At 65.7% G+C, this 23262-nt stretch carries 18 protein-coding genes; 2 read left to right on the top strand and 16 right to left on the bottom strand.

The window, feature by feature from the left end; translation table 11 throughout:
- Window positions 1-4 precede the first annotated feature (4 nt).
- From tssK to tssA, 10 genes are all read right to left on the bottom strand, one after another.
- The gene (gene tssK / locus NKI46_RS17515) at window positions 5-1339 is read right to left on the bottom strand and encodes a type VI secretion system baseplate subunit TssK (protein WP_023709959.1); all 1335 of its coding nucleotides are present in this window, start codon (window positions 1337-1339) and stop codon (window positions 5-7) included.
- Between the two features lie 156 nt (window positions 1340-1495).
- Entirely contained in the window at window positions 1496-1948 is a 453-nt protein-coding gene (gene tssJ, locus NKI46_RS17510) for a type VI secretion system lipoprotein TssJ (RefSeq protein WP_352747147.1), read from the bottom strand.
- Window positions 1949-1951: 3 nt separating this feature from the next.
- The gene (tagH, locus tag NKI46_RS17505) at window positions 1952-3433 is read right to left on the bottom strand and encodes a type VI secretion system-associated FHA domain protein TagH (RefSeq protein ID WP_352561273.1); all 1482 of its coding nucleotides are present in this window, start codon (window positions 3431-3433) and stop codon (window positions 1952-1954) included.
- The gene (tssG, locus tag NKI46_RS17500) at window positions 3430-4473 is read right to left on the bottom strand and encodes a type VI secretion system baseplate subunit TssG (RefSeq protein ID WP_352747143.1); all 1044 of its coding nucleotides are present in this window, start codon (window positions 4471-4473) and stop codon (window positions 3430-3432) included. Before tssG ends, tagH begins: the two co-directional genes overlap by 4 nt.
- Window positions 4437-6311 carry a type VI secretion system baseplate subunit TssF gene (gene tssF, locus NKI46_RS17495; protein WP_352747140.1) on the bottom strand — a complete coding sequence of 625 codons (1875 nt, stop codon included), beginning with the start codon at window positions 6309-6311 and terminating at the stop codon, window positions 4437-4439. Before tssF ends, tssG begins: the two co-directional genes overlap by 37 nt.
- 3 nt (window positions 6312-6314) lie before the next feature.
- A complete protein-coding gene (tssE, locus tag NKI46_RS17490; protein WP_023714850.1) occupies window positions 6315-7070 on the bottom strand; it encodes a type VI secretion system baseplate subunit TssE in 756 nt (251 codons plus the stop codon).
- Window positions 7057-7506 (bottom strand): Hcp family type VI secretion system effector, encoded by a 450-nt coding sequence (locus tag NKI46_RS17485; protein WP_023673716.1) that lies wholly within the window; start codon window positions 7504-7506, stop codon window positions 7057-7059. The genes tssE and NKI46_RS17485 overlap by 14 nt, the downstream gene beginning before the upstream one ends.
- A gap of 52 nt (window positions 7507-7558) precedes the next feature.
- A complete protein-coding gene (gene tssC, locus NKI46_RS17480; RefSeq protein ID WP_023682611.1) occupies window positions 7559-9064 on the bottom strand; it encodes a type VI secretion system contractile sheath large subunit in 1506 nt (501 codons plus the stop codon).
- Between the two features lie 3 nt (window positions 9065-9067).
- Window positions 9068-9604, bottom strand: coding sequence for a type VI secretion system contractile sheath small subunit (gene tssB / locus NKI46_RS17475; RefSeq protein ID WP_023673718.1), 537 nt, complete (start codon window positions 9602-9604; stop codon window positions 9068-9070).
- Window positions 9605-9610: 6 nt separating this feature from the next.
- Window positions 9611-10789 (bottom strand): type VI secretion system protein TssA, encoded by a 1179-nt coding sequence (tssA, locus tag NKI46_RS17470; RefSeq protein WP_023701537.1) that lies wholly within the window; start codon window positions 10787-10789, stop codon window positions 9611-9613.
- A gap of 324 nt (window positions 10790-11113) precedes the next feature.
- Here tssA and tssH point away from each other — a divergent pair, with 324 nt between their 5' ends.
- A complete protein-coding gene (tssH, locus tag NKI46_RS17465) occupies window positions 11114-13918 on the top strand; it encodes a type VI secretion system ATPase TssH (protein WP_023823513.1) in 2805 nt (934 codons plus the stop codon).
- On the opposite strand, the gene NKI46_RS17460 is transcribed toward tssH, so the two are convergent.
- From NKI46_RS17460 to NKI46_RS17435, 6 genes are all read right to left on the bottom strand, one after another.
- The gene (locus NKI46_RS17460) at window positions 13919-15154 is read right to left on the bottom strand and encodes a VWA domain-containing protein (RefSeq protein WP_023823512.1); all 1236 of its coding nucleotides are present in this window, start codon (window positions 15152-15154) and stop codon (window positions 13919-13921) included. It lies immediately after the preceding gene.
- Window positions 15155-15156: 2 nt separating this feature from the next.
- Window positions 15157-17409 (bottom strand): DUF5682 family protein, encoded by a 2253-nt coding sequence (locus NKI46_RS17455; RefSeq protein WP_352460791.1) that lies wholly within the window; start codon window positions 17407-17409, stop codon window positions 15157-15159.
- 4 nt (window positions 17410-17413) lie between these two features.
- Window positions 17414-18493 (bottom strand): ATP-binding protein, encoded by a 1080-nt coding sequence (locus tag NKI46_RS17450; protein WP_023673899.1) that lies wholly within the window; start codon window positions 18491-18493, stop codon window positions 17414-17416.
- A gap of 19 nt (window positions 18494-18512) precedes the next feature.
- A complete protein-coding gene (locus tag NKI46_RS17445) occupies window positions 18513-19946 on the bottom strand; it encodes a DUF5691 domain-containing protein (RefSeq protein ID WP_023738416.1) in 1434 nt (477 codons plus the stop codon).
- Window positions 19943-21346, bottom strand: coding sequence for an SWIM zinc finger family protein (locus NKI46_RS17440; protein ID WP_352747135.1), 1404 nt, complete (start codon window positions 21344-21346; stop codon window positions 19943-19945). Before NKI46_RS17440 ends, NKI46_RS17445 begins: the two co-directional genes overlap by 4 nt.
- A 98-nt stretch (window positions 21347-21444) precedes the next feature.
- On the bottom strand, window positions 21445-21984 hold the full coding sequence (locus NKI46_RS17435; RefSeq protein WP_023687041.1) for an Lrp/AsnC family transcriptional regulator: 540 nt from the start codon (window positions 21982-21984) through the stop codon (window positions 21445-21447).
- A 48-nt stretch (window positions 21985-22032) separates the two neighbouring features.
- Between NKI46_RS17435 and NKI46_RS17430 the strand changes: the two genes are divergently transcribed.
- Window positions 22033-23211 (top strand): MFS transporter, encoded by a 1179-nt coding sequence (locus NKI46_RS17430; protein ID WP_023825978.1) that lies wholly within the window; start codon window positions 22033-22035, stop codon window positions 23209-23211.
- The last annotated feature ends 51 nt before the right edge of the window (window positions 23212-23262 follow it).

Here is a 23262-nt window from a genome sequence, read left to right as displayed (position 1 = left end):
CATCTCACCTGTTGACCGAGTAGCAGTCGACCTGCGGTTCGCTGGGCAGCACGCCCGAAACGCCGATCACAAACCCGGGCGCTTCGAGCAGCGAGGCCCAGTGCTCGCTTTTCTGGTCCAGTTCGAGGCACAGCCGGTCGCCGTCATAGGGAATTTCGCGCGGCTGCGAATGCAGGGGCTTCAGCGGAATGCCGGGCAGGCGTGATTTCCACAGCCCTTCGAATTCGCTGGCCGAGCCGACGGTCGCCTGGTTGACGAAAATCTTGCGCAAGGCATCCTCCGAGAGTTCGGAGCCGATCCGCACCACGATGCGGCTCGCCACCAGAAGTTTCGGGTTGTCGATGCGGATCTTCCACACATTGGTCGCATGGCGCATGACCGGCAGGGCGCGGGATTTCGGCTCGATGTAGCGCAGGCTGAGGATGAGGGAGCGTAGCGCGTCGGCCAGCGCCGAATAGGCCGGGCCTGGCGCCATGTGGTCGTAGACAGGCAGTTCGCCGAGCCGCCTTGCACTCGAGCCATAGGTCGCCATCGAGCCGGCGAGACCGGCCAGCTCCATATAGACCTCGGCCGGATGGAACACGTCCTGCGCCAGCATGTGCGCCAGCCGCGGCCGCGCGGCGTTGACTAGGTTGAGGATTAATAGGTCCTCGACGCTGCGGCCGGGGCCGCCCAGCACCATCTTGCCATGCGCCTCGGCGATCTGGTCGAGGCCGGTGACCACTTCCTGCAGCAGGCGGCTGTACCAGGACGCCGCGCCGATGACCAAGGTCGGCGGCAGGAAGGTGTCGTCCAAGGCCACGCCGCCATCGGCGCGCACGCCCTTGAGTTCGGCCACCGGCAGCGCGGTGTAGCCGCCGACGGCCGTGCCCGGCGCCAGCAACAGCGCCTGCGGCCGTGCGATCTCGATTTCCTCGGGATCGGAGCCGCCATGCACGGCGTCGCGCACCGACACGATCCGGCCGCGATAGCGCGCGCCGGACGGCTCGGCGTGAGCAGGGTCGAAGCCGACGCCGCCTGGCGGCTCGAGCGGCAGCGCTATCAGCACCGGTCCAGCGCCCATCTCCGGCGTCACCGCCAGCGGCCGCGGCGCATCCATCGTCTCGGGGATCGCGAACGGCGTCCCGTCTGGAAAGATGCCGCGTGCCGAGAGCACCGAAATCTGGCCGGCATCGAGCTGTGCCTGATCGAGCGTCAGCGTTCGAAAGCCGAACGTATGCAGATGCCCGGCCTGCAAGGCGCCGCGCACCGTCGCTTCGAAGAAGCGGTCCTGTTGCTGGAAATGCTGGGTGCGAAGGAAAAGCCCCTCCGACCACAGCACCCTGTTTGCATCGCTCATGCCGGCACTCTCTGCTTCCTGCTCATCATGTTGCGCGGCTTGCGGACTTTTGCCGCCAATGCATGTCGCTCAAAAGTGGTCACGGTTTTGAGAGAACGATGCATAAAAACAAAGACCTAAAGCGCGTCGCCTGGATCCGTTCAAACGCGACGCGCTCTAGGCGGAAATCCCGCTGCTGCCGAGCTTCACATTGACGGTGAACTTCGATCCCGGCGAAACCGATTTGGTCGTGCGCCAGTTGCGTCCGCCGGGTTCCCTGATCAGCGCGACGAAGCCGAGTGCTGCCACTTCCGGCTCGACCGTGATGGTCTTCGATGCGGTCTTGCCGGGTCCGACGGAAATCGTGTCGGAGCCGATGAGATCGCCGCCAAGTGCGGAGCCGGCACCGCCCTGCAGGGCGAAATAATCGGCCGAATTGAAGGCGCCGGTGCTTTTCAGCCGCAAGATCATCACCGTCACCGGCCTGTCGCCGCCGCCCGGTCCCGGGTTCATGCCGGCGCCGCCGGCAAGATTCACTGTGATGACGGATGGTTTGGGCGGGCCGCTCTGGCAAGCCGTCAGCAGTCCCGTCGCCCCGATGGCCAGAATGAATTCGCGTCTGTCGATCATGTCTCAGTCCTCCTCATATGCATCACGAAAATCAGCGCCGATCTCGCCCAGAAAGCGCGTCTCGGCGCTGTGAGCGATTTCACGGTGGCGTTTCTGGTACAATTCCCAGAGCTTGGCGCCGCGCCCGCCGGTCAGCAGATTGCCGATCGCCGAGCTCGACTTCAGTTCCTGCTCGATCGCCGCCGGATCGAAGCGGTCGATCATGCGCTTGAGCGCGCCTTGCACGCCGCGCCAGGCACGAACGTGGTGCTGAGCCAGATCGCGCACCGCGTCCTTGATCGCCGCTTCGGCGCCGAGAAAACCGGGGCTGCGCTCGGCCAGCATGGTCACCAGAGCATCGTCGACCGAAGGCAGGAATTTGAGTGGGTTGACCTCGGACGCGCCAACCACGGTCTGGGCGACGCGGGCGTTGCCCTTCTCTTCGGCGCGCTTGCGCAAAAGTTGCATCAACCCTTCCATCATCAGCCGGTATTCGCGGCCGAACTTCTCCATGTCGGCCACCGGATCGCTGCCGGGAAAATCGGACTCGTCCATGCCCATGCCGCGCAGGAAAGCGGCGCGCAATTCCGCGTCCGCCTGTCCGGTCGACGGCCGCGCAGCAGCTTGCCGGACAGGAGCACGTGGGGGCGGTGGAGGCGGGGTTGGCGGTGGCCGCTGTGGCGATGCCTCGGCCGCGCGGACCGGCAGATCCCAGGGCGCCGGGGCAGGCGAGGGCGCATCCACTGCGCCGCCATCCGTCGCGCCTGCGTCGAGACTGGTGGACTCGGCCGGGCCAAAACCAAACCCGTCATCGTAGGCCGGCGGCTGCTCGGAACTGGATCTGCTCGGCTCTCTCGACAGCGGTGCGGAATCGAGGCCGAAGGGATCGTCGAACAGCGGCTTGCCAACACCCTTGTCGGGGGCGGTCTCGGCCACCGGCGTTGCCACAGGGTCGAGGCTGAACGGATCGTCGAACGCCTGCGAGCTGCGTTCATCGGACCGCGCACGCGCGAATGCGCCGGGCACCGGCTTTTCGAATGGATCGGGCAGGTTGGCAGGGCGTGGCCGTCCCGGCTCTTCTTCCGTGGTGGACGAAAAGAAATCGTCGCCGCCGAGGCTGACCGGCGCCCGCGACGCCGCCGGCTTACTGGCAGGCGCTGAAGGCCTGGAGGCCGGCGCCTCGGTCTTCGCCGTCTGCAAATCGACCCACACCACATAGTCGCCCAGTCGCAGTCGCATGCCGCTTTGCAGGCGCGCGGTATTTCCCGCGCCGAGCGGGCTGGCGGCATCGTCGATGAACAACCCACTGCTGGAGGTATCGGTGACGAAATAGCCGCCCTGCTTGCTGGTGATCTTGCAGTGGGCGCGCGAGACGAACATGTCGGGATCGTTGATCTGCCAGTCGGCGTCGGCGCTGCGGCCGATTACCAGCTCGCCCTCGTCCAGCCGCGCCTGCCGCGTGACTTGCGCGCGTGGTCCCTGTTCGAGAGTCAGAAGCAGGCTCATGCCGCCACCTCTTCCCGCCAGCCGACGATGGTCCGCAACCGCATGTCGTCGGCGTCCCCCTTTTCGACCGGTCGCGCCAGCCAGGTGGTGCGGGCAAGCTGGACGGTGCCGAGCTTCGCCGGCGGCACTGCCTTTGCCGCAAGCACGATCCTGAGATCGACATCGATGGTCTCGCCGATCAGGTCGCGCACCGCCTGCTTCAACAGCTTCAGCCGCTCACCGCCCGGCAGGAAGGCCTTGTAATCGATATAGCTGAGCGCGCCGATGCGCAGCTCGATGCGGCTCTGCCGGCTGAAGCTGCGCGGGCCGATGGTGGCGCTGCGGCCGAGCGTGGCATAGCTGCCGGCAAGCCGCGTCTGCAGCGCCTTGGGGATGGTCATCCAGGCCGCGACGAACTCCTTCAGCACCACCGGCACTTTGAAGGCTTCGGCCAGGAACAGCGTCAGTCGCTCGGGACCGTCGACCTGGCTGGCGAGCGAGGCGGCCTGGCGAAGTTTTACTGTATCGAGTTCGGCATCCTGCGTGCCCGGCAGCCCGATGCCGGCCATCGCTTCCAGCATGGAACGGACGCGGCCGCCGACACCGCGTTCGACCTGCACGGCCGGATGCGCATCCGCCCAGGCGCGATAATAAAGCGCGATCATCCGGTGCTGCAGGATGTTGACGAAATCGACGAAGGTCGTGTCGCTCGTTTGCCGCGCCTCGGCGCCTGCATACCAGCGCTGCGAAAGCCGATCGAGCACCCAGCGCGTCAGATGCAGCGGCATCGGCCCTTCAGGCCCGAGCAGGCCGAGATTGTTGACCGTCACCCGCGCCGGCGACTTGTCGGTCGGCTCGCGGAAATCCACCACGTCCTGCACCGCGAAGGACAGCCGCACATTCTGGCCGAGCCTTGCCGGCTCGCGGTCCGGCCGGCCGGAATGGCCGAACAGGCCGCCTTGCCGCTCGAGCCGGCGCAGCAGTTCGAAAAAGTCGAAACTCTCGGACAGGGTTGCGGCTCGCTCTAGATCAGGTAGCGATTGCCGGGCGTCATCGGCCATGGCACATCCTCCTGTTTCTGGAGCAAGCGCGTGCGTGTGCGCACGAACCCGTTTATTCCGGCATGACGGGCAAACAGCCGCGACAGCAGGCCCGACATCAGCAAGGTGCTCTGCCCAGCCAGCACCGACTGGTCGACATGCAGCGTCACTTCCGTGCCGCGCCCAAAACACATCGGACCTTCAATCGCCAGCCTTTCGATCACCGCGCGCGAATCGATGCGCACGATCGAGCGTACATTGCGGGCAAGCCCGGGATCGCCGCGTTCGGCATAGAGATCGAGCAGCGCATGCAGCGGATCGACGCCGCGCCCTTCCTTGGCCAGGCTGAGGAAGTTTAGCGCCAGCTGTGACACCAGCCGCCAGGCCAGGTCGTCGGCGCGCGACTCGCCGTCGGCGCCGGTCGGCAGCGCTGCCGGGATCGCCGGCTGCGGCGAACGCAGCGCGCCGAGCAGCCTGACCGATTCCACCGGGTCGCCCGCTTCCAGCGTCAGCGTTGGCGTGTCGTCGAGGATGGCAAGATCGCGGTTTGTGCACAGTGCCACGACGTCGACGCGCTTGAGCGGCCGGTTGGCCTGACTGTTGACTGGGCGCGAAACCGCCAGGAAGACGTCGTCGCCGGCATAGGAGGTCCGCGTCACGCCCTGGCGCCGCTCGTCCTCGGTCGGCCGGCGCGGCCGCCGCTCCGTCGAATAGACCCAGCCGCTGCCGCGATTTTGCCCAAGGCTGAAGAGTTCCGGTATCTCCGCGTCGGGTCCCTCGGCATCGGCGTCTTCGACGCGGATGACGCGGTAGATTTCAAAGTCGCGCGCCCGCGTGCGGTCGGCATGCAGCACCTGGCGCGTCTTGCGCTGGTCGAGCTCGACGATGTTGCACTCGCGCTCGAAGAGATTGATGATCGGGGTGGCGAAGAGATCGAAATCCGCCGGCGTCAGATCGGCGAGTTCGGGCACCGGACGCCGGAACAGGAAGATGATTTCGAGCCCGGCCTGGCATTTGCGCACGACCGGCAGCAAGCCGGTGACGCGCCCATAATGGAAGCGCTCGGGCATCATGAAATATTCGCGCAGCAGGCGGTAGCCTTCGAAGGTCGGCCGCGTGCGCGGCATCAGCGCCTCGGCATCGGCAATGCCGACCATCTCCGGCGGCGGTAGCGGCGACAATGGATTGGTCTTGCCTTCCGGTCGAGCGCCGACACCAGAGCAGACTCCGAAGATGGCGTCGAAGATCAGCGGCGCCTTGGTGCGGTTGGCGAAATAGAAGTCGAGCCGGTCGAGCGCCAGTTCGTCGAGCTTGCCTTTGCCGGTCCGCGCCAGCGTGATGCGAAGTGCCGCTTCGCCGGCCTTGCCGGCGATCGGGCCGATGCCGGCGGCGGCAAGCGCGCTGCGGTCCTGGAAATAGCCGACCGAACTGATCGCGATCGGAAACAGCGTCATGTCCTGCGCGGTGGTGAAGGTGCAGCGTGTCGACAGGCCGGCCTGCAGGCTGGAGACCAGCCGCGTGCCGCGCTTGACTACGTGGCCGGCAAGCATTGTCTGCACCTGCTGGCCGGGCTTCAGCACCACCATGGCGGTTGCCGGCACCGGCGTGACGAGATCGGGATAAAGCACGTCGAGGATGCTGCGCGAAAACCGCGAGCGCTCGGCATCCACCTTCAGGCGCGTGCGCGCGGCGAGGAAGGCGACACCGTCAAGCAGCCGCTCGACATAAGGGTCGGGACACGGCACCGTATCCAGCGACAAATTGCGGGCGACCGCCGGATGCATGTCGGCGAACTCCGCCGCCAGCCCGCGTATGTGGGACAGTTCCTCCTCGTAATATTCTACGAAGACCCGGTCCATCTCTCAGGCTTCCCTGAACTCGGTGCGCGCCAGTCCGTTGTCGAGATTGATCGTCGTGCGCAGGCGCATGCGCTCGGGCGTCGGCGTCATGATCAGCACGGCGTCGATCTCGATCTTCAGGCCGGTCTTGTCGCCGAGGTTGACCGTGACTTTCGTCGCGCTCTCCTTCAGCCGCGGCTCGAATGCGGCGAGCACGGCGCGGATCTCGCGTGCCAGAACATCGCGATCGAAGTCGCGCGACGACCGGCCGGAGAAGGACGGCACGCCATAATTGACAACGCTGCGGCGCACCTCCGGAAAGTCGGCCAGCGATGTCGGACGGTCGGTCATCTGCTCGGCCTCGAGATCGGATAGCAGCGGCGCGGATTCGAAACGCTCGGTGTTGAACAGCGCCTCGATGTCGCGCCGCACGGCCTCGCGCAGCACATCGGGCGACACCACGATGCCTCGGCTTTCAAGCTCGCCACGGTGCCGGTTCTGAAACGCCAGCCGGTGCAGCCGGCGCTTCTGATCGGGGTTCAATGCGTCATCGGCGTCGATGCGCCTCGGTCCGTCTGCCAGCAGCTCGTCCAGGCGCTCTGCGCCAAGCTCCTCCTGCAGAGCCTGCCTGAGCCCGTCTATCTCCGAGCTCAGGCCCGGCAGATCGTTGACGAGGCGGTCCCACAGCGAAGGCTGTACCGCCTCGCGCTTGGCCCGTGAACCGCCCGCCTGTACCTTGTCGGCGGCAGGGCGCTTTGCTCGCCCCTCACTTGCCGACATAGACATCCATTTCGGCTTCGTCATTGTCGTCATAGACGAACTTGATCTTCTTGTAGGCGAAGGAGACTTCCTCCTGGATCAGGTCGGCTTCATCATCGGCCTGCGACATGTCGTATTCCATGATCGAGGCGTCGGTCAGGGTAACGACCAGATAGTCCTTGCTCTCGCCGTCGATGGTCCGCCGCGCGGAGAATTTGACCTCGTCCAGCGCCTTGTTTTCGAACAGGGCCTTGGCCAGATAGGGTGAGGCCTTGTCATAGTGCTTGGTGAACTTGATCATGCCCATCGACACGCGGCCTCGGCGCGAGAGGGAATTGGGGTCGTAGGGCGCGACCATCTTGTAATCGACGCCATGGATTTCGATCTCGTCGTCATGGCCGTCGCGTGTGCTGGGCCCCTTGATATCCGGAACTTTCAGAAAACCGTCGATCTTCATTGTGGGCATTTTCGTTCTCCACCGCTTTCAAACAAAGGTTTGGTTGCTGCAATCAGGTCTTCACGGACGGCAATTCCGACACCAGCCTAAGCGAGGCGTTGATGCCCTCCAGCTGGTAGTGCGGGCGCAGATAGAAGCGGGCGTTGTAGTAGCCCGGCCGGCCCTCCACGCTGTCGACCTGCACCTCGGCGGCGGCAAGCGGACGCTTGGCGCGCGCCTTGTCGTCGGCGAAGGCCGGGTTGGCCAGCACGTACCGGTTGATCCATTCGGTCAACCAGATCTGCATGTCGGTGCGTTCCTTGAACGAGCCGACCTTGTCGCGCGCAATCGCCTTGAGGTAGTGGGCGAAGCGCGAGACCGGGAACAGATAGGGCAGGTTGGCGGAGAGCCGCTCGTTGGACTGGGCGTCGGGGTCGACCAGGCGGCCCGCCCGCGTCTCGTCATCCTGCAGCGAATGGGCGCCGATAAAGGCCGCGAGATCGGTGTTCTTGCGGTGCAGGATCGGCATCAGCCCGAGCTTGGCCAGTTCCGCCTCGCGCCGGTCGTCGATGGCGACTTCCGTCGGGCATTTCATCGCGATCGAGCCGTCATCGGTCGGGAAGGAGTGCACCGGCAGGTTAAGCACAGTGCCGCCATTTTCGACGCCGCGGATCTGGGTGCCCCAGCCATAGAGCTTGTGGCTGCGGTTGATGTTGACGCCCATCGGGAAGGCAGCGTTCATCCAGACATATTTGTTGTGATCGCCCTGCACTTCCTCCTCGAAGGAGAAGCCCTTGACCGGGACTGTCTCCGAGCCGTAGGGCAGCCGCGCCAGCACGCGCGGCATGGTCAGCCCGATATAGCGCGCATCCTCGCTCTCGCGCAGCGATTGCCACGAGGCGTAGGCCGGGTTGGAGACGATCTGCTGCAGGTCCTGCGGGTTGGGCAGTTCCTGCCAGCTGTCCATGCGGAACAGCCGTGGCGAGGCGGCGGCGATGAACGGCGTGTGCGCCGAGGCGCAGATGCCGGAGATGTTGCGCAACAGGCCGACGTCGCGCGGGTGGTTGGAGAACTCGTAGGCGCCGATGACGCAGCCGATCGGTTCGCCGCCGAGCATCGAATACTCGTCGGTGTAGACTTTCTTGAAGATCGGGCTCTGGTCCCACATCTGGCCTTCATAGTCTTCGAGCGTATCGGCCAGCTGCTCCTTGGAAATGTTCATCACCCGGATCTTCAGCTTCTGATCCGTCTCGGTGTTGTTGATGAGGTACCAGAGGCCGCGCCAGGTGCCTTCCATCTGCCGCACTTCCGGCGCGTGCAGGATTTCGTTGACCTGGGTCGTCAGCATCTTGTCGATGCCGGCGATCAACGACTTGATCGACTTGATCGAGTTGGACGAAATCGTCGTCGTCTCGGAGCGCGACTGCGCCGCCAGAGCCAGGTTGCGAACCAGCTGCTGCAGCTTCTCGCTGTCGTCCTTCTTGACCTTGAAGTCCTTCTCCAAGAGCTGGCTGAATTCGCCGAGATCGACGGCCTCGGCCTCGGCGACGGATGCTGCGGTCTTTTGCTGTTCGGCCATGATCTATTCCTCACCCTTGTCGTCGGACAGCGCCTGGGCGGCGATCTGGCCAAGCAGCGGCTGGTTGTTCAGCAATTGGGCGATGCGCTTTTCGGCATCGACGCGGCCGTCCATGAAGCCGAGCAGCTCCTCGAGCTGGCGCCGCATCTTCAGGATTTCGGCCAGTTGCGGGACCTGTTCGGCGATCTTGTCGGGGGCGAAATCGCCCATCTTGGTGAAGGTCAGGTCGAGCGCCAGTTCTTCGTCGCGCTCCTGTCCCTCGGCCTGCGGCAGCGTGTTCTTCACCCGCGCCTTGACCCTGGGCCCCAGCGCTTCCATGAATTTGGGGAAGCGGTTGGCATCGGTCTCGACAAAGGAACGGTCGAGCACCGTCTTGGACGCTTCCCTGGTCTGCGATGCGCCCGACAGGTCGGCCATCACGCCCATGACGAACGGCAGTTCGATCGTCGTCGGGCTGCCGTAGGTTTCGACATCGTAGGCGATCTGCACGCGCGGGGCGCGATTTCGCTCGATGACCTTCGCTTTGCTTTCGGCTGGCATGTGTTGCTACCTTTCATCCTTCTGGGCAGTCTTCTTGGCGTCGGGAACGCCGGCGAGCAGCCGGAATTCCTTGAGCCCCGACGGGGCGAGGTCTTCCATCAGTTCAACGAAATCCATGTGCACCATCCTGCGCACCCGGCGGGCGAGATGCGGGATCGGACTCGACGGCTCAGTGCGGTCGTAGAACGCGACCACAAGGTCGAGGCACTTCACCACATCGTCGCGCGAGGAAATCCTGTCCGGGAGCCCCGCACCGGTCTCCGCGTAGCTTGCCATCGTCTCGGCTCCATGACCGTTTCTGACCGGCGCGGCCGGGCTTGCCGGGGGAGCAGCCGGGCTGGCCGCCCCCTTCGTCGCTGCCTCTTCCGTGGTCTCGACCGCCGTATTGCGTTCCAGCGTCGTCAGCACGCGCTGCAAAAACCGCTTCAGGTCCGGGACGGCAGCCCCGTTGCTGTCGAGGCGGGCATTCAGCGCCGCATCGACTGCGTCGAGCGCCTCGATCGCTGCGTGCGCCCCGGCGATGAGCGCCGTCATCTGTTCACCGGCATGGTCCTGATAGGCGGCACAACCGCTGCCCACCCGGTTCAGGAGCTGTCCGTGCGCGCTGACCAGCGCTGCCTTCTCCGTGGCATTCAATCCCGACGCCGCTTCCTGAAGCATGACGCGATCGTCGAGCGCACCCTGTTCGAGATCGCGTCCACTGATCGGCCCGATGGGACGCGGCGCGAAGAAGACCATCTGCCTGAGGTTCGCCAGCAGGCCTTCCTGGCCGTTCTGCAGGTCGGCCAGCGCGTTGAGGCGGCGCAGGGCGGCCTCGCGTGGTTGGGGGCTGGCCCGCAGCGCCGGGTGCATCGTCTCCCAATGCGTCTCGAAGGTCCTTGCAATCAGGGTCAGGCCCTGTGCCAGTCCGGCCAATCCCTCTTCATTGGCCAGCGCCCGGGCGACAATGACAAGCAGGCGCAGGTCGCGGCCATGCGAACGCAACTCCTCGGCCTTGCCGAGCACGGCAGGCCAGTCGACCGGAATGGTCGATTGCGCGGCTGGCTTGTTGCGCCCGTCATGGACGACCTTGACCTGCGGCTCCGTGAGCCGCTCCAGCTCATGAAAAGCCGGATCGTTGCGCAAGTCTTCGCCTGACGGATTTTCACCGTCCAGCGGAGCAAGCCAGAGTGCGAGATCGATCACAGATACCCCCGGCGACCGGCTCTAAAACCGTACGTGACCCAACGTTAGCACACGGTTGCATATTCCCACAATTCGCCATCCGCTCAAAAGTTAACGAGCGCTAATGAATGTCGGTGCAACTGCGTCTCGGATGGCGCAATTCATGGCGTGCTTGGCCAACCTCGTATGTGAAGCGCATCGCATAGGATTAGAAAAAATCGTGGTTGTCTGCATTTGGCGGCGCGGGACTCTCCACAAAGGGAAAAGGCCGGCTGCATCAAGCGCTTTGTCAAGCGGCTGCTTATGTGGCAGGCTGTCGACGGGCAGATTGCAGGAGCACGTTCGATGGAACAGCGCCGGTCGTCGCAGGGTTTCAAACGCAAGGAACTGGTTGGCAAGCTCAATCCGGTCTGCCTGCGCGCCTTCAAGGCCGCCGCCGACAGCGCCAAGCTGCGCGGCAATCCTTACGTCGAACTCGTCCATTTCATCGAGCAGCTGGTGCTGTCCGAGCGCTCGGATGTGCAGATGATCCTTGCCGATGCCGGGCTGGATGCCAGCCGGCTTACCAGCGACATGACCCGCGCCGTCGACAAGCTGCCCTACGGCGCCACCTCGATCGAGGAGTTTTCCGACCACATCTTCCACGCCATCCAGGAAGCCTGGAACCTGGCGACGCTGGAATTCCGCATGGAGGAGGTCCGCAGCGCCTATATCGTGCTCGCCTGCCTGAAGACGCCGGTGCTGGAAGGCCTGGTGTCGAAGATCAGCGGCGAATTCGACAAGATCGACGCCGACGCGGTCATCGCCCGCTTTGCCGAGGTGGTGGAGGGCTCGCTCGAAGCCGGCGCCACTGCCGCCGCGGCTCCCACTGCCGAGGCGCCGCGGCGGGTTCCGGGCGGGGATTCGGCCCTCGCCAAATACGCCACCGACCTGACCCAGCGCGCCCATGACGGCAAGATCGATCCGGTCGTCGGCCGCGATCCGGAAATCCGGCAGATCATCGATATCCTGATGCGGCGCCGGCAGAACAACCCGATCCTGACCGGCGAGGCCGGCGTCGGCAAGACTGCGGTGGTCGAGGGCTTTGCCCTGCGCATCGCCCAGGGCGACGTGCCGCCGCCACTCCAGGGTATCAGCGTACGCATGCTCGACATCGGCCTGATGCAGGCCGGCGCCAGCGTCAAAGGCGAGTTCGAAAAGCGCCTGAAGGCGGTCATCGACGAAGTTCAGTCATCCGAAACGCCGGTCATCCTGTTCATCGACGAGGCACACACGCTGATCGGCGCCGGCGGTGCGGCGGGAACCGGCGATGCCGCCAATCTCTTGAAGCCGGCGCTGGCGCGCGGCGAACTGCGCACCATCGCGGCAACGACCTGGGCCGAGTACAAGCAGCACATCGAAAAGGACCCGGCGCTGACCCGCCGTTTCCAGGTGGTCAAGATCGACGAGCCGTCGGAAGCGGTCGCCGTGCTCATGCTGCGCGGTGTCGCCGGCGTGCTCGAACAGCATCACGAGGTGCAGATTCTGGACGAGGCGATCGAGGCGGCGGTCGGCCTGTCGCATCGCTACATCCCGGCGCGGCAATTGCCCGACAAGGCGGTCAGCCTGCTCGACACCGCTTGCGCCAGGGTCGCGATCTCGCAGCATGCGACGCCGGCCGAGGTCGAGGACATTTTGCGGCGCCGCCAGGCGTTGGAAGTCGAAAGCGGCATCATCGGCCGCGAGGCCGCGATCGGCATCGAAGTAACTGACCGGCAGGCGCGGGTCGAGGCCGGGCTCACTGAGGCCGGGACCATGCTCGCCGCCGCCGAGGAGCGCTGGGAGCGCGAAAAGGCGCTGGTTGCCGAGATCCTCGAACTGCGCGCGCGGCTGCGCGGCGACGGCGTGCCGCTCGATGCGGTGGCGACAGCCGAGACCGATGCCGAACCAGCAGCGCCGGACGAAGAAAAGACCAAGGTGCCCAAGGCTGAACCGCCCAAGGCCGAAACGTCCGAGCCTGAAACGCCGAAGGCCAAAGCGTTCGAGACCGAAGCGCCGGCTGCCGAAGCTGCGCCGTCAGATCCTGTCGCCGATCTGGCGCGGCTGCGTGAACTCATGGCCGAGCTTGCCACCGCGCAAGGCGAGACGCCGCTGATCCTGCCGTCGGTCGACCGCAATGCGGTCGCTGCCGTGGTCCAGGACTGGACCGGCATCCCGACGGGACGGATGCTGTCCAGCCAGACCGAAAAGGCGCTCAAGCTGGCCACCACGCTGTCCGAACGTGTCGTCGGCCAGGATCACGCCATGGAGATGATTGCCAAGCGCGTGCAGACCAGCCGCGCCGGGCTCGGAGCGCCGGAAAAGCCGGTCGGCGTGTTCCTGCTCTGCGGCCCCTCGGGAGTCGGCAAGACCGAGACGGCCCTGGCGCTGGCCGAGACGCTCTATGGCGGCGAGCAGAACCTGATCTCGATCAACATGTCCGAATTCCAGGAGGCGCACACCGTCTCGACGCTCAAGGGCGCACCGCCCGGCTATGTCGGCTACGGCAAGGGTGGCATTCTCACCGAGGCCGTGCGCCGAAAACCCTATTCGGTGATCCTGCTCGACGAGGTCGAGAAGGCCCATCCCGACGTCCACGAGATCTTTTTCCAGGTCTTCGACAAGGGCATGATGGATGACAGCGAGGGTAGGCGCATCGACTTCAAGAACACGCTGATCCTGCTGACATCGAATGTCGGGTCCGAAGTCATCATGGAGCGGACGCAAAACGGCACGGTGAGGGCGGGGCTCGACGGCCTCGATGCAGCCTTGCGCGCTCCACTGCTGAAAGTCTTTCCGGCAGCGTTCCTCGGCCGCGTCGTGACCATCCCTTACTATCCGCTCTCGGATTCGATGATCGAGGCCATCACGCGCCATCAGTTCGGCAAGATCGCGCGGCGGCTGCGCGCCAGCCACGACGCCGAACTGGTGATCGGCGACGGCGTCATGGCGCTGGTCAAGGCGCGCTGCACCGAAATCGAGTCCGGTGGCCGCATGATCGACGCCATCCTCACCAACACGCTGTTGCCGGAACTCAGCCGCGGCGTGCTGAACCGGTCGCTCGACGGCGAGAAGATGACCAAGGTGACCGTCAGCGCTTCCACTGACGGGTTTGCCTATTCGTTCGAATAGTCAGGCCTGACTGCTCGGCTCCGTCTCGGCGCGGATCAGCTTGATGTCGGCGCCGGCTGCCCAGGCGCCGATATCCTCGCGCCGCAACGCCGCCGCCATCATGTCGGGAAACAGGTCCGGCGTGCAGGCGAAGACCGGTATGCCAAGTGCCGCGACCGAAGCCGACATCGCCGGATCATAGCCCGGCCGGCCCTGATCGGTCAGCGCCAACAGCACGATGACATTGACGCCGGACCGGACCAGCGCCGCAAGCCGCCGCAGCAAGTCCTGGCCGTTGCCGCCCTCATAGAGGTCGGTGATCAGCACGAAGTGGGATTTGGTCGGCCGCTCGATGCGGTCGGCGCAATAGGCGACCGCCTGGTTGATGTCGGTGCCGCCGCCGAGCTGCACGCCAAACAGCACCTCGACCGGGTCGCTGAGCTCTTCGGTCAGGTCGACGATGGCCGTGTCGAAACAGACCAGCTTGGTGCGCACGACCGGCAGCGACGCCATCACCGCGGCGAAAATCGAGGCGTAGATCACCGAGCTCGCCATCGAGCCGGACTGGTCGACGCACAGCACCACTTCGTCGAGATCGACCAGCCGGCGTTGCTTGCGCATGAAGCCGACCAGTTTTTCCGGCACGACGGTTTTGTGCCCAGGCTGGTAGTGGCGAAGATTGGCCGAGATGGTGCGCGGCCAGTCGATGTCGCGTTGGCGCGGCCGGTTGGTGCGTCGCGACTTGTCGAGCGCGCCACGGATCGCCTCGGCGGTCTTCTGCTCCAGCCGCTGCATCAGCTTGGCAACGATGTCGGCGATGATGGTGCGGGCGATGTCCTTGGTCTTGGCCGGCATCACCGAACGCAGCGAGATCAGGTCGGCGACGAGGTTGACGTCGGCCTCGATCGCCTTGAGGAATTCCGGCTCCATCAGCATCTGCTTCAGGTTCAGCCGCTCAAAGGCATCCTTCTGGACGATCTGGACCACCTGGGCGGGAAAGAAGGAGCGGATATCGCCCATCCATTGCGCCACGCGTGGCGCCGAGCGGCCGAGCCCGCCGCGCCGCTTGCGCGGGTCGGCATCGGCATTGGCGCCGTCGCCGTAAAGCGCATCGAGCGCCGAAGACAGTTTTTTGTCATCACTGGAAAGGGCGGAGGAAGCCTCGTCATCGGCGCCGATCGCCAGCCGCCAGCGGCGCTCGCGCCCGCTATCGGAGGATGCTGGGCCGGGTTCGGGCACTTCGGCTTCGTCATCCATTGTCACACTCCGCCCGCCAGCAATGGCCCAAGCCGCTCCAGGTGACGGCGCCAGCCCTCGCCGCCATCCGGCGCCGGCGTCAGGCCGGCCGGCAACCTTGCGGTGCGGCCGAGCACGGCCTCGATCAACCGCCGCCGCTCCATCGAGTCCAGATTGGAGAAGACGCGGCGCAGCAACGGAAGATGCGCGATGAAAGCGTCCTCGCCTAGCGATTTAAGCCACCCATCGACGGCGCCGCGCAGGCCCTCGTCGTAGATCAGCCGCTGGCCGGCAGTGCTGAAGAAACCTTCGAAGAACCCCGCTGCCTGGGCGACCGGCGTCCCCGGCGACAGCCTGCGTCCGAGCAGCCCGGCGGCGTCCTCTGCCGACAGTTGGCCGGCTTCATAGAGCAGATGCGCGGCGCAGCCGGCGAGCAGCGCCGTCGAGCGCGGACCTTCCAGCACGCCGGTCAGGCCGTTGCGCCATGCATCGAGCACGTCTTCGCCGGGCTCGACCAGCCGGATCGCCGTGTCGGCCTTGCGCACAGCACCGACCAGCGTGGTGGCGGCCTGCTCGTCCAGGTCGCGCACCGCATAGGGCAGCGCGATCGCGCCCTCGACGATCAACCGTTCCAACAAACCGGACAGCCGGTTGGTTTCGGTCTTGCGCGCCTCGCCGTAACGGATGATGTCGGCAAGCGGCGGCACCGAGGCCAGCATCTCCAGGCATTCGCTGCTGTGCGCTGCGCGCGCCTCCAACGCTACAAGGCCGGCGCTCGCGGCCTCCGACAGATCCGCCGTAATGGCGCTCTGGACAAGGGCGGCAAGCGTGTCGAGGCTCGCGGCCGCACCGAGCATCTGGATCAGGCGGCCATTGGCGGCCTTTTCGATAGTCGGGCCGTAGATCAGGTTCTCGACCAGGCGCACGGCATATTCCGGCTCCCAGGCCAGCGTCCATTTTTCGCGAAAGGTGCCGCGGCTGCGGCCGGCGTCGGCCAGCCTGCCCCATTGCACGCCAAGCACGTTCAGCCGGTGCAGCAATGTCGAACGAAACAGTCCGCTTTCGCTGCGCAGATCGACCGACAGCTCGCGTTCCAGCGCCTCCGGCTTCAGCCGCGCCGCCTTCTGGTTGCGCTGCAGGTCCTCGATCAGCGGCGCCAGCGGCGTGTCGGGCGGAATCTCGCCGACATCCGCGCCCAAAAGCAGCTCGGCCTCGACCAGCGCCCACAGCACCGCTTCGCCGTTGAACAGCGCCGCGATCGCGGCATCGCGCAATTCCTCGAAGCCGGGCTTCGGCCGCTCGCGAATGGCAGCCAGTGTGCGCGCAAGCCGCTCGGCCTCGATCAGCGACGCGGTCGACACCAGATGGCCCTTCGCCCGCAGCACCGCCGCGATCGTCGCCAGCCACAGCGTCGCGGCGTCGCGCCGCCCTCGTGTGCGCCACAGATGCTTGCACCAGCCGGGCGCGACGACGCCAGCGCCATAACCATAGCCCAGCGCAAGACGCGGCCCGGTCCATGGCGCCCATGTCATGATGCTTTTGCGCCGGGCAATTCCCTTGATCAGCGCCTGGTCGTTCTTCTGCGTGTGCGCGGCCTGCAGGGCCGGCACATGCCATGCGCCGCAGACGACGGCGATCGGTCCGGCGAATTCCTTGCGCGCGGCGGCGATTTCCAATCGCATATGCGCTTCACGCTTGGCCTCGAACGGCGCGATCGCACCTTCGCCGTCGCGCAGCGTCGTCATCGCATCGGTGATGGCAGCGAAGATTGGACCCGGCTGCGGATTCTGCTCGATAATGTCGGCCCACCAGCTTTCGCCATCTTCATAGCCGGCGGCCGCAGCCAGCGTGCCGATCGGGTCGCGATGCGATGCGGGCTCGCCATCCTCACCGGTTTCGTCCTTGGGTTCGGGCTTGTCGGCGTCAGCCGTTTTCTCGGTGTCGTCGGTTGCCGGTGCCGCGAACCGTGCCGATGACGGCAGGTCGATGAACCGCAATGCCGCCTTGTTCTCCACCGCCCACACCGCCGCCTGGTATTCCGGCGAGAACTCGGCGAACGGCCAGAAACTTGTCGCGGCCGGATCGTCCTCGGGGTAGCAGAGCAGCGCCACCGGCGGCTGCATCTGCGGGCGCGCCAGCAATGGCAGCAGGGCGGACGCGTCGCTCGGCCCTTCGATCAGCACCGCGACCGGCTGCAAGTCCCGCAGCGCCTGCACCAGGCTGTCGGCGGAGCCCGGCCCGTGATGGCGGATGCCGAAATAGGCGACGTCGCTCATGACCTCAGATCGCTGCGTTCAGCGCCGCGTAATAGCCGGCATAGTCCGGCCGCTTCTTGAGCACCGTTTCGAGATATTCCTCCAGCACCACCTTGTCCTGCACCGGGTCCTTGACGATGGCGCCGACAAGGCTGGCGGCGAGGCCTTCGGCGCCGAGCTTGCCGCTGTCGAACCACGCCGCCTGGCTGAGGCCGCCGACCATGGTGGCGATCGCCTCGGCGGTCGAGAGCGAACCCGAAGGCGTCTTCAGCGTCACCTTGCCGTCGGCGGTTGCGCCCGAGCGCAGCTCGCGGAAAATGGTCAACACTCGAGCGATCTCCTCGCCGACATTTTTCGGCACCGGCAGGTCGAGCCCGCCGGCCATCTCGTCGACCCGCTTGGAGACGATCGCCACCTCTTCCGCCATGTCCTCGGGCAGCGGCAGCACCACCACATTGAAGCGGCGTTTCAGCGCCGAGGACAGCTCGTTGACGCCCTTGTCGCGGTTGTTTGCGGTGGCGATGATGTTGAAGCCGCGCTGGGCATAGAGCGACGTGTTGAGTTCCGGGATCGGCATCATCTTTTCCGACAGCACGGTGATCAGCGTATCCTGTACATCGGAGCCCATGCGCGTCAACTCTTCCAGGCGGCATAGCTTGCCGCTCTCCATGGCGCGGTAGAGCGGCGTCGGCACCAGCGCCTCCTGGCTCGGCCCTTTGGCCAAAAGCTGCGCATAGTTCCAGCCGTAGCGGACCTGGTTCTCGTCGGTACCGGCCGTGCACTGCACGATCAGCGTGGAATTGCCCATGATGGCGGCGGCGAGATGTTCCGACACCCAGGATTTTGCGGTGCCGGGAACACCGAGCAGCAGCAGCGCGCGGTCCGTGGCGAGTGTCGCCACCGCCGTTTCCATCAGCCGGCGGCGGCCGACATATTTTGGCGATATCACGGTGCCGTCGCTTGCCTTGCCGCCGAGCAGGTAGGTCAGAACGGCCTTTGGCGAGAGGCTCCATCCCGCAGGTTTTTGCTTGTCGTCATTGCGCGCCAGCGCCTGCAGTTCAGCGGCATAGGCCTGCTCGACGGGGAGGCGGATGGCTGCGTTCATGGTGCTGTTCTCCGGATTGTCATGGGTTGGTTCCCGTCAGGGCCGCGTTGAGGCGCAGGAAAGCGAGCGAGGCTGCCGCCGGCGGCATGCCGGCCGCAACGACATGCTCGATCAATTTTTCCGCTGTCGCCGCAGTGGCCAGAAAGCCCAAAGTTTCCAACAGGTCGTCGACGGTTCGCTTCATCGCGTCATCATTGCCGGCGACAGCCGAACGCAACACCGCCAAGCTCTGGCCGTTCGTCAGGTCGGGCCAATCCAGCCAGTTGGCTTCGAAGCCCTCGGCAAGGGTGAGCGTGCTAACATACTGCGGCGTATCTTTCAGGATCAATCTGACCAGGACACGCTTCCTGCGGCTATCCAGGCGCGGTGTCAGGTGCAGCACGAACAGTGCCGGCTTGCCACCCTCGGCGATCAGCGTGTCGGCCATCTGCGTTACTGCAGCGTCGCTGCCCGACGCGGCGACCATTCGTGAGATCTGGATGTCGGCATTGTTGTCGGCACCGAACTGCCAGGCTGCAATGAAATCGGGTTCGCTGACCCCAAATCGGGAAGCAAGGTCGACCAGATTGCAGGTCTCGAACAGTTCGGCGCGGCGCTTTTCCTGCGCCGGGGATTTGAGTTTTGCCGGGGTGTAGGTGGTGCGGCGGCGGATAAAGCCGGATTTGCCTTCTGCGATGAAGGCGGCAAGTTCGGCAACGGGATCGTCGGCACCGCCACCAACACGACCGTGCTCGCCCAACCTCGCCAGCAGCCGGCTCGCCAGTTCCTGCACCTTGCCGGAGCGGTCAGTGGCCAGGCTTTTCAGGAACGGCGCGTCCTCAGGCGTCAGGCCGAAATGCATGAGTTCGATCAGTGCCAGCCGGACTTCCGCCGGCTCGCCGGGCGCCTTCGCTTCCATCAGGCTGCGGGCCGTGGCCGGATCGCGACGGCGCATCTCGGTCAACGCGATACGGCGCGCGGCGGGGTAAAAGTCATCCCAGTTCTGCACCGTCAGTTGCTCCTGCGGCGCAATCTTCAGCCCCTCGACGCTGGCCTGCCAGTCGATCCACGGCGCATAGATGTCAGGGCTGTTCTGGTCTGATGCCGACGGCATCCAGTCCATCGGATGCAGCACGTAGCCACGGCCGGCGACGAGCGTCGCCACGCGCGCCTTGCGCCGCGCATCGGCGGTGTTCTTCAAGGCAGCCCGCAACAGCGGCCGCAACCGCTCCGGCAGCAGCGGCAGGCCAAGCCTCGGCAGCGGCGGGCGCCGCTTCAGCGACTTCGGCGCGGCTGGCCTTAAGCCCACATCGAGCGCCTGCGCGGCGATGGCCAGCAACAGCCGCTCCCGTTCGTCCGGGCTTGCGCCGCCGGCGATTTCCTTCCACGCGGCTGGCGCCAGATCGAACGCAGTTCCGCCGGTGATCCAGCAGTCGCGCATCGTCGCCAGGCCGGTTTGCTCGAGCTCGTTCATGACAGATCGAGCCTCCCGAAGCCGCTTTGCGCGGCGAGCAGATCGAGCCGCGCGCCGTTCCACAGGGCTGCCGTTGCCGAAAGGTCGAGACCGAGCACGGTTTGATCGACGGTTCCGGCGACAGGCAGGGCGATCCCTTGCGGGTCGTGCGCCGCTTGCCACCAGGCGGTGCCGCGCTCATCGAGCAGGATCGCGCCGGCAGGCAGCATCAGCGGGCTATCGGTCGACCAGGGCGCTGCGTCCTGGTGCGCCGCATGCGCCGCGAGCGGGTCCTTGACAGCGTCGCGGCCGAAATCCGGCCAGGCGCCCGACACGACGTCGCCCTTGCGCTCCGCCACCAAGGCCCGCAGTGGCTGGCGCGACGGGTAGAATACCAGGCGGGCGTGGAACCGGTCACCGGGCGTGAACGCGGCCGAGCGGCGGCCGGCCGAAGCCGGAAAGAAATCGAGCAGCAGCCCAAACTGCGGCGTCGGGCTTTTCAGATCGAGCAGCCAGGTCGAATGGCTGACGAGACCGTCGCGGCGGGTCTCGATCTTCTCGCCGACGACCTCCCAATGGCTGTCGACCTGCTTCGCGTCGGGACTGGACAGAACCTGGTCGCGGGTTTCGGACGCCGACACCAGTCGCTTCAGCTCGGGATCGTCGGGCGCCGAGCGCCAGGCTTTGGCCAGCAGCACCAGCTTGCCGAGTTCGCGGATCGCCGTGTCCGGCCGTTCCTCGCTGCGCAGCGCCATTAGCCGGGCCGGGATTTCGTCGATGCGTCCGGCAAGCGCCGTCGCCTTCATGTCGACAAGCCGCGCGGCAATGCGGCGGCAGCGCTCGCTGCTGGCGTCGGCAAAGGCGGAAAGGCCGAGCCGCAGCTGGTCGGCAATCCACTGGTCGAGTTCGTCCAGCGCGCCTGCCACCGCGGTGCGCGTATCTTCCGCCCGCTTGCGCTGCGCCGTCTCGCGGCGCTCCGTCGCGGCGGCGTCATCGACGGTGCTTTCCTCCGCCTGCGAGGCCTCGCCAATGCTCTTGCCAGACGCGCCCCTGCCAGGCTTTGCGTCGACCAGCGGGGGCGCAGTCTTCCTGCGCCGGCCAAGCCAGTCATTGACCCATTCCGGCGTTGTTTCGGCTGATGTGAAGCTGGCCGGCGCCGTGGCGGCGATCCACATCAGCGCCAGCGTGTGCTTGCAGGGAAATTTTCGCGACGGGCAGGTGCATTTGTAGCCGTGGTCGCCGGTGTCGACGACGGTGCGATAGGGGTTGGATCCCGAGCCCTGGCATTCGCCCCAGATCAGCGCCTGCTGCTCGTTCTTCTCCAGCCGCGGCCAGTTCGAGCGCTTGGTGAGCTTCGAGGCGGCGCTTAGCGACGCCTGATCGGGGGCCAGCGCCTCGATGGTTTTCAGTTCGAATTCCAAGCCGCGCCTCTCGTCACCCCAAATCAATGCCTGGCATCAATATAGGGTGCCGTTTGTGAAGGATTGTTGTGGCCCCGGCAAGACGAAGATAGCGCAGATCAGTACAGCGGCGTGGCCATATGCCGGGGCGTCGGCCATTGCGCCGTGATCTCGGGCTGCACCGGGCGCTCGAGATAGGTCGACAGCACGACATAGCTTCGCGTCGAGGTGACGCCGGGCGTTTCGTAGAGACGCGCCAGCAGGCCTTCGAGCGCCCTGGTGTCCTCGGTGCGGACCTTGAGAAGCATGCAGGTGTCGCCGGCCACCGAATGGATTTCCTCGACCTCAGGATATTGGGAGACGGCCATCAGCTCCGGTGTCTTGCCCCAGCCCTTGGTATCGATATGCACGAAGGTGAGCAGCGGCTTCTTCACCGCCTTCGGGTCGATGATCACAGCCGTGCCGCGGATGGCGCCGCTGCGCCGCAGGCGCTTGACCCGCTCATGCGCCGCCGGCGGCGAAAGGCAGACGCGTTCGCCAAGTTCGGCGTAGCTGATCGTCGCATCCTCGACCAGCACGCCTAATATTTTTCGGTCGATTGCGTCGAGCTCGCGGGGAGCTACCTTGTTCTGCAGAACCCCATCTGTTTCTTCGTCCATATCGAAATTCCTTGTTGTCGCGGAATTCAGTTCGGCCATTATGACCCGATGACGAACGCGCATCAAGCTGCAACGCTCCATCAGCCGATCCCGGCGCTGGCCTATCTCCTGACCGGCTGCATCGCCGTCATCGGCTCGAACTCGCTGGTCCTGGGTCCAATTGCTCCGGCAGTCGCCGCATCCTTCGGCACCAGCGTGCCGGCGGTGATGGCCGCGTCGGCTGCCTTCGGCCTCGGCACTTCGGCCAGCGCTTTGTTCCTCGCCTGCTATATCGACGGCGTCGGCGCCCGCCGCATGCTGCAGGGCGCTCTGCTGTTGCTGGCGGTCGGGCTTCTCGCCAGCGCGCTGGCGCCGACGGTGATCATGCTGGTCGCGGCCCAGGCCGTCGCCGGCATCGCCGCCGGCGTCGCCATGCCGGCCATCTATGCCAGTGCAGCGGCAATTGCGCCGCCCGGCCGCGAAAGCGGCACGATCGGCGTCGTGCTGACCGGCTGGACGGTCTCCATGGTGGCCGGCGTGTCGCTGTCGGCCGTGCTTGCCGATCTCGTGCACTGGCGCGCCGTCTTCGCCGCCGTCGCGGTGCTTTCCGCCATTGCGCTTGCTGCCTTGTCGATGACCTCGCTCAGCGACGTCAGGAAGAGCGGCCCGGCGCCGTCGCCGTTCGTTGCGCTGGCCATTCCGGGGATCGTGCCGCTGCTCATCGCCTGCACCGCCTTCATGACCGCTTTTTACGGCGTCTACGGCTATCTCGGCGATCATCTGCACCAGGATCTGGGCGAGCCCGTCAGCGCCAATGCGCTGGCCGCGCTCGCCTATGGCGCCGGCTTCGGCGCCGCGGCCTTCCTCGACGGCGTCATCGACCGCATCGGCGCGCGGCGCGTCATGCCCTTCGCCTATCTGCTGGTCGCCGTCGTCTATGTCGCCATCGCGCTCGCAAGCAGCAATTTCGTGCTGATCCTGGCTATGATCGCCATATGGGGCCTTGCCAATCATTTCGGCCTGAACGTGCTGGTGATGCGCCTTACCGCGCTCGATCCGTCGCGCCGTGGCACCATCATGGGTCTGAACAGTTCGGTCACCTACCTCGCCGTCTTCATCGGCACCACCAGCTTCGGGCCGCTTTATTCATCGTTCGGCTTTGCCATCTGCGCGATCGTCGCCGCCGTGCTGATGCTGGTTGCGGCAGCAGCGGGGTCATGGCGGTCGCCTCCGCCCATCAAGCCGTAAAGCTTGCGTCCTCATCCCGTCCTTCGCTAGAGCTTGGCTTGCCATGCGAGC

It is taken from the genome of Mesorhizobium sp. M0615 (assembly GCF_040320805.1).
Lineage (GTDB): Bacteria > Pseudomonadota > Alphaproteobacteria > Rhizobiales > Rhizobiaceae > Mesorhizobium.
Note: the sequence above shows the minus strand (reverse complement) of the source record. Positions and strands in the feature narration are given on the sequence as shown.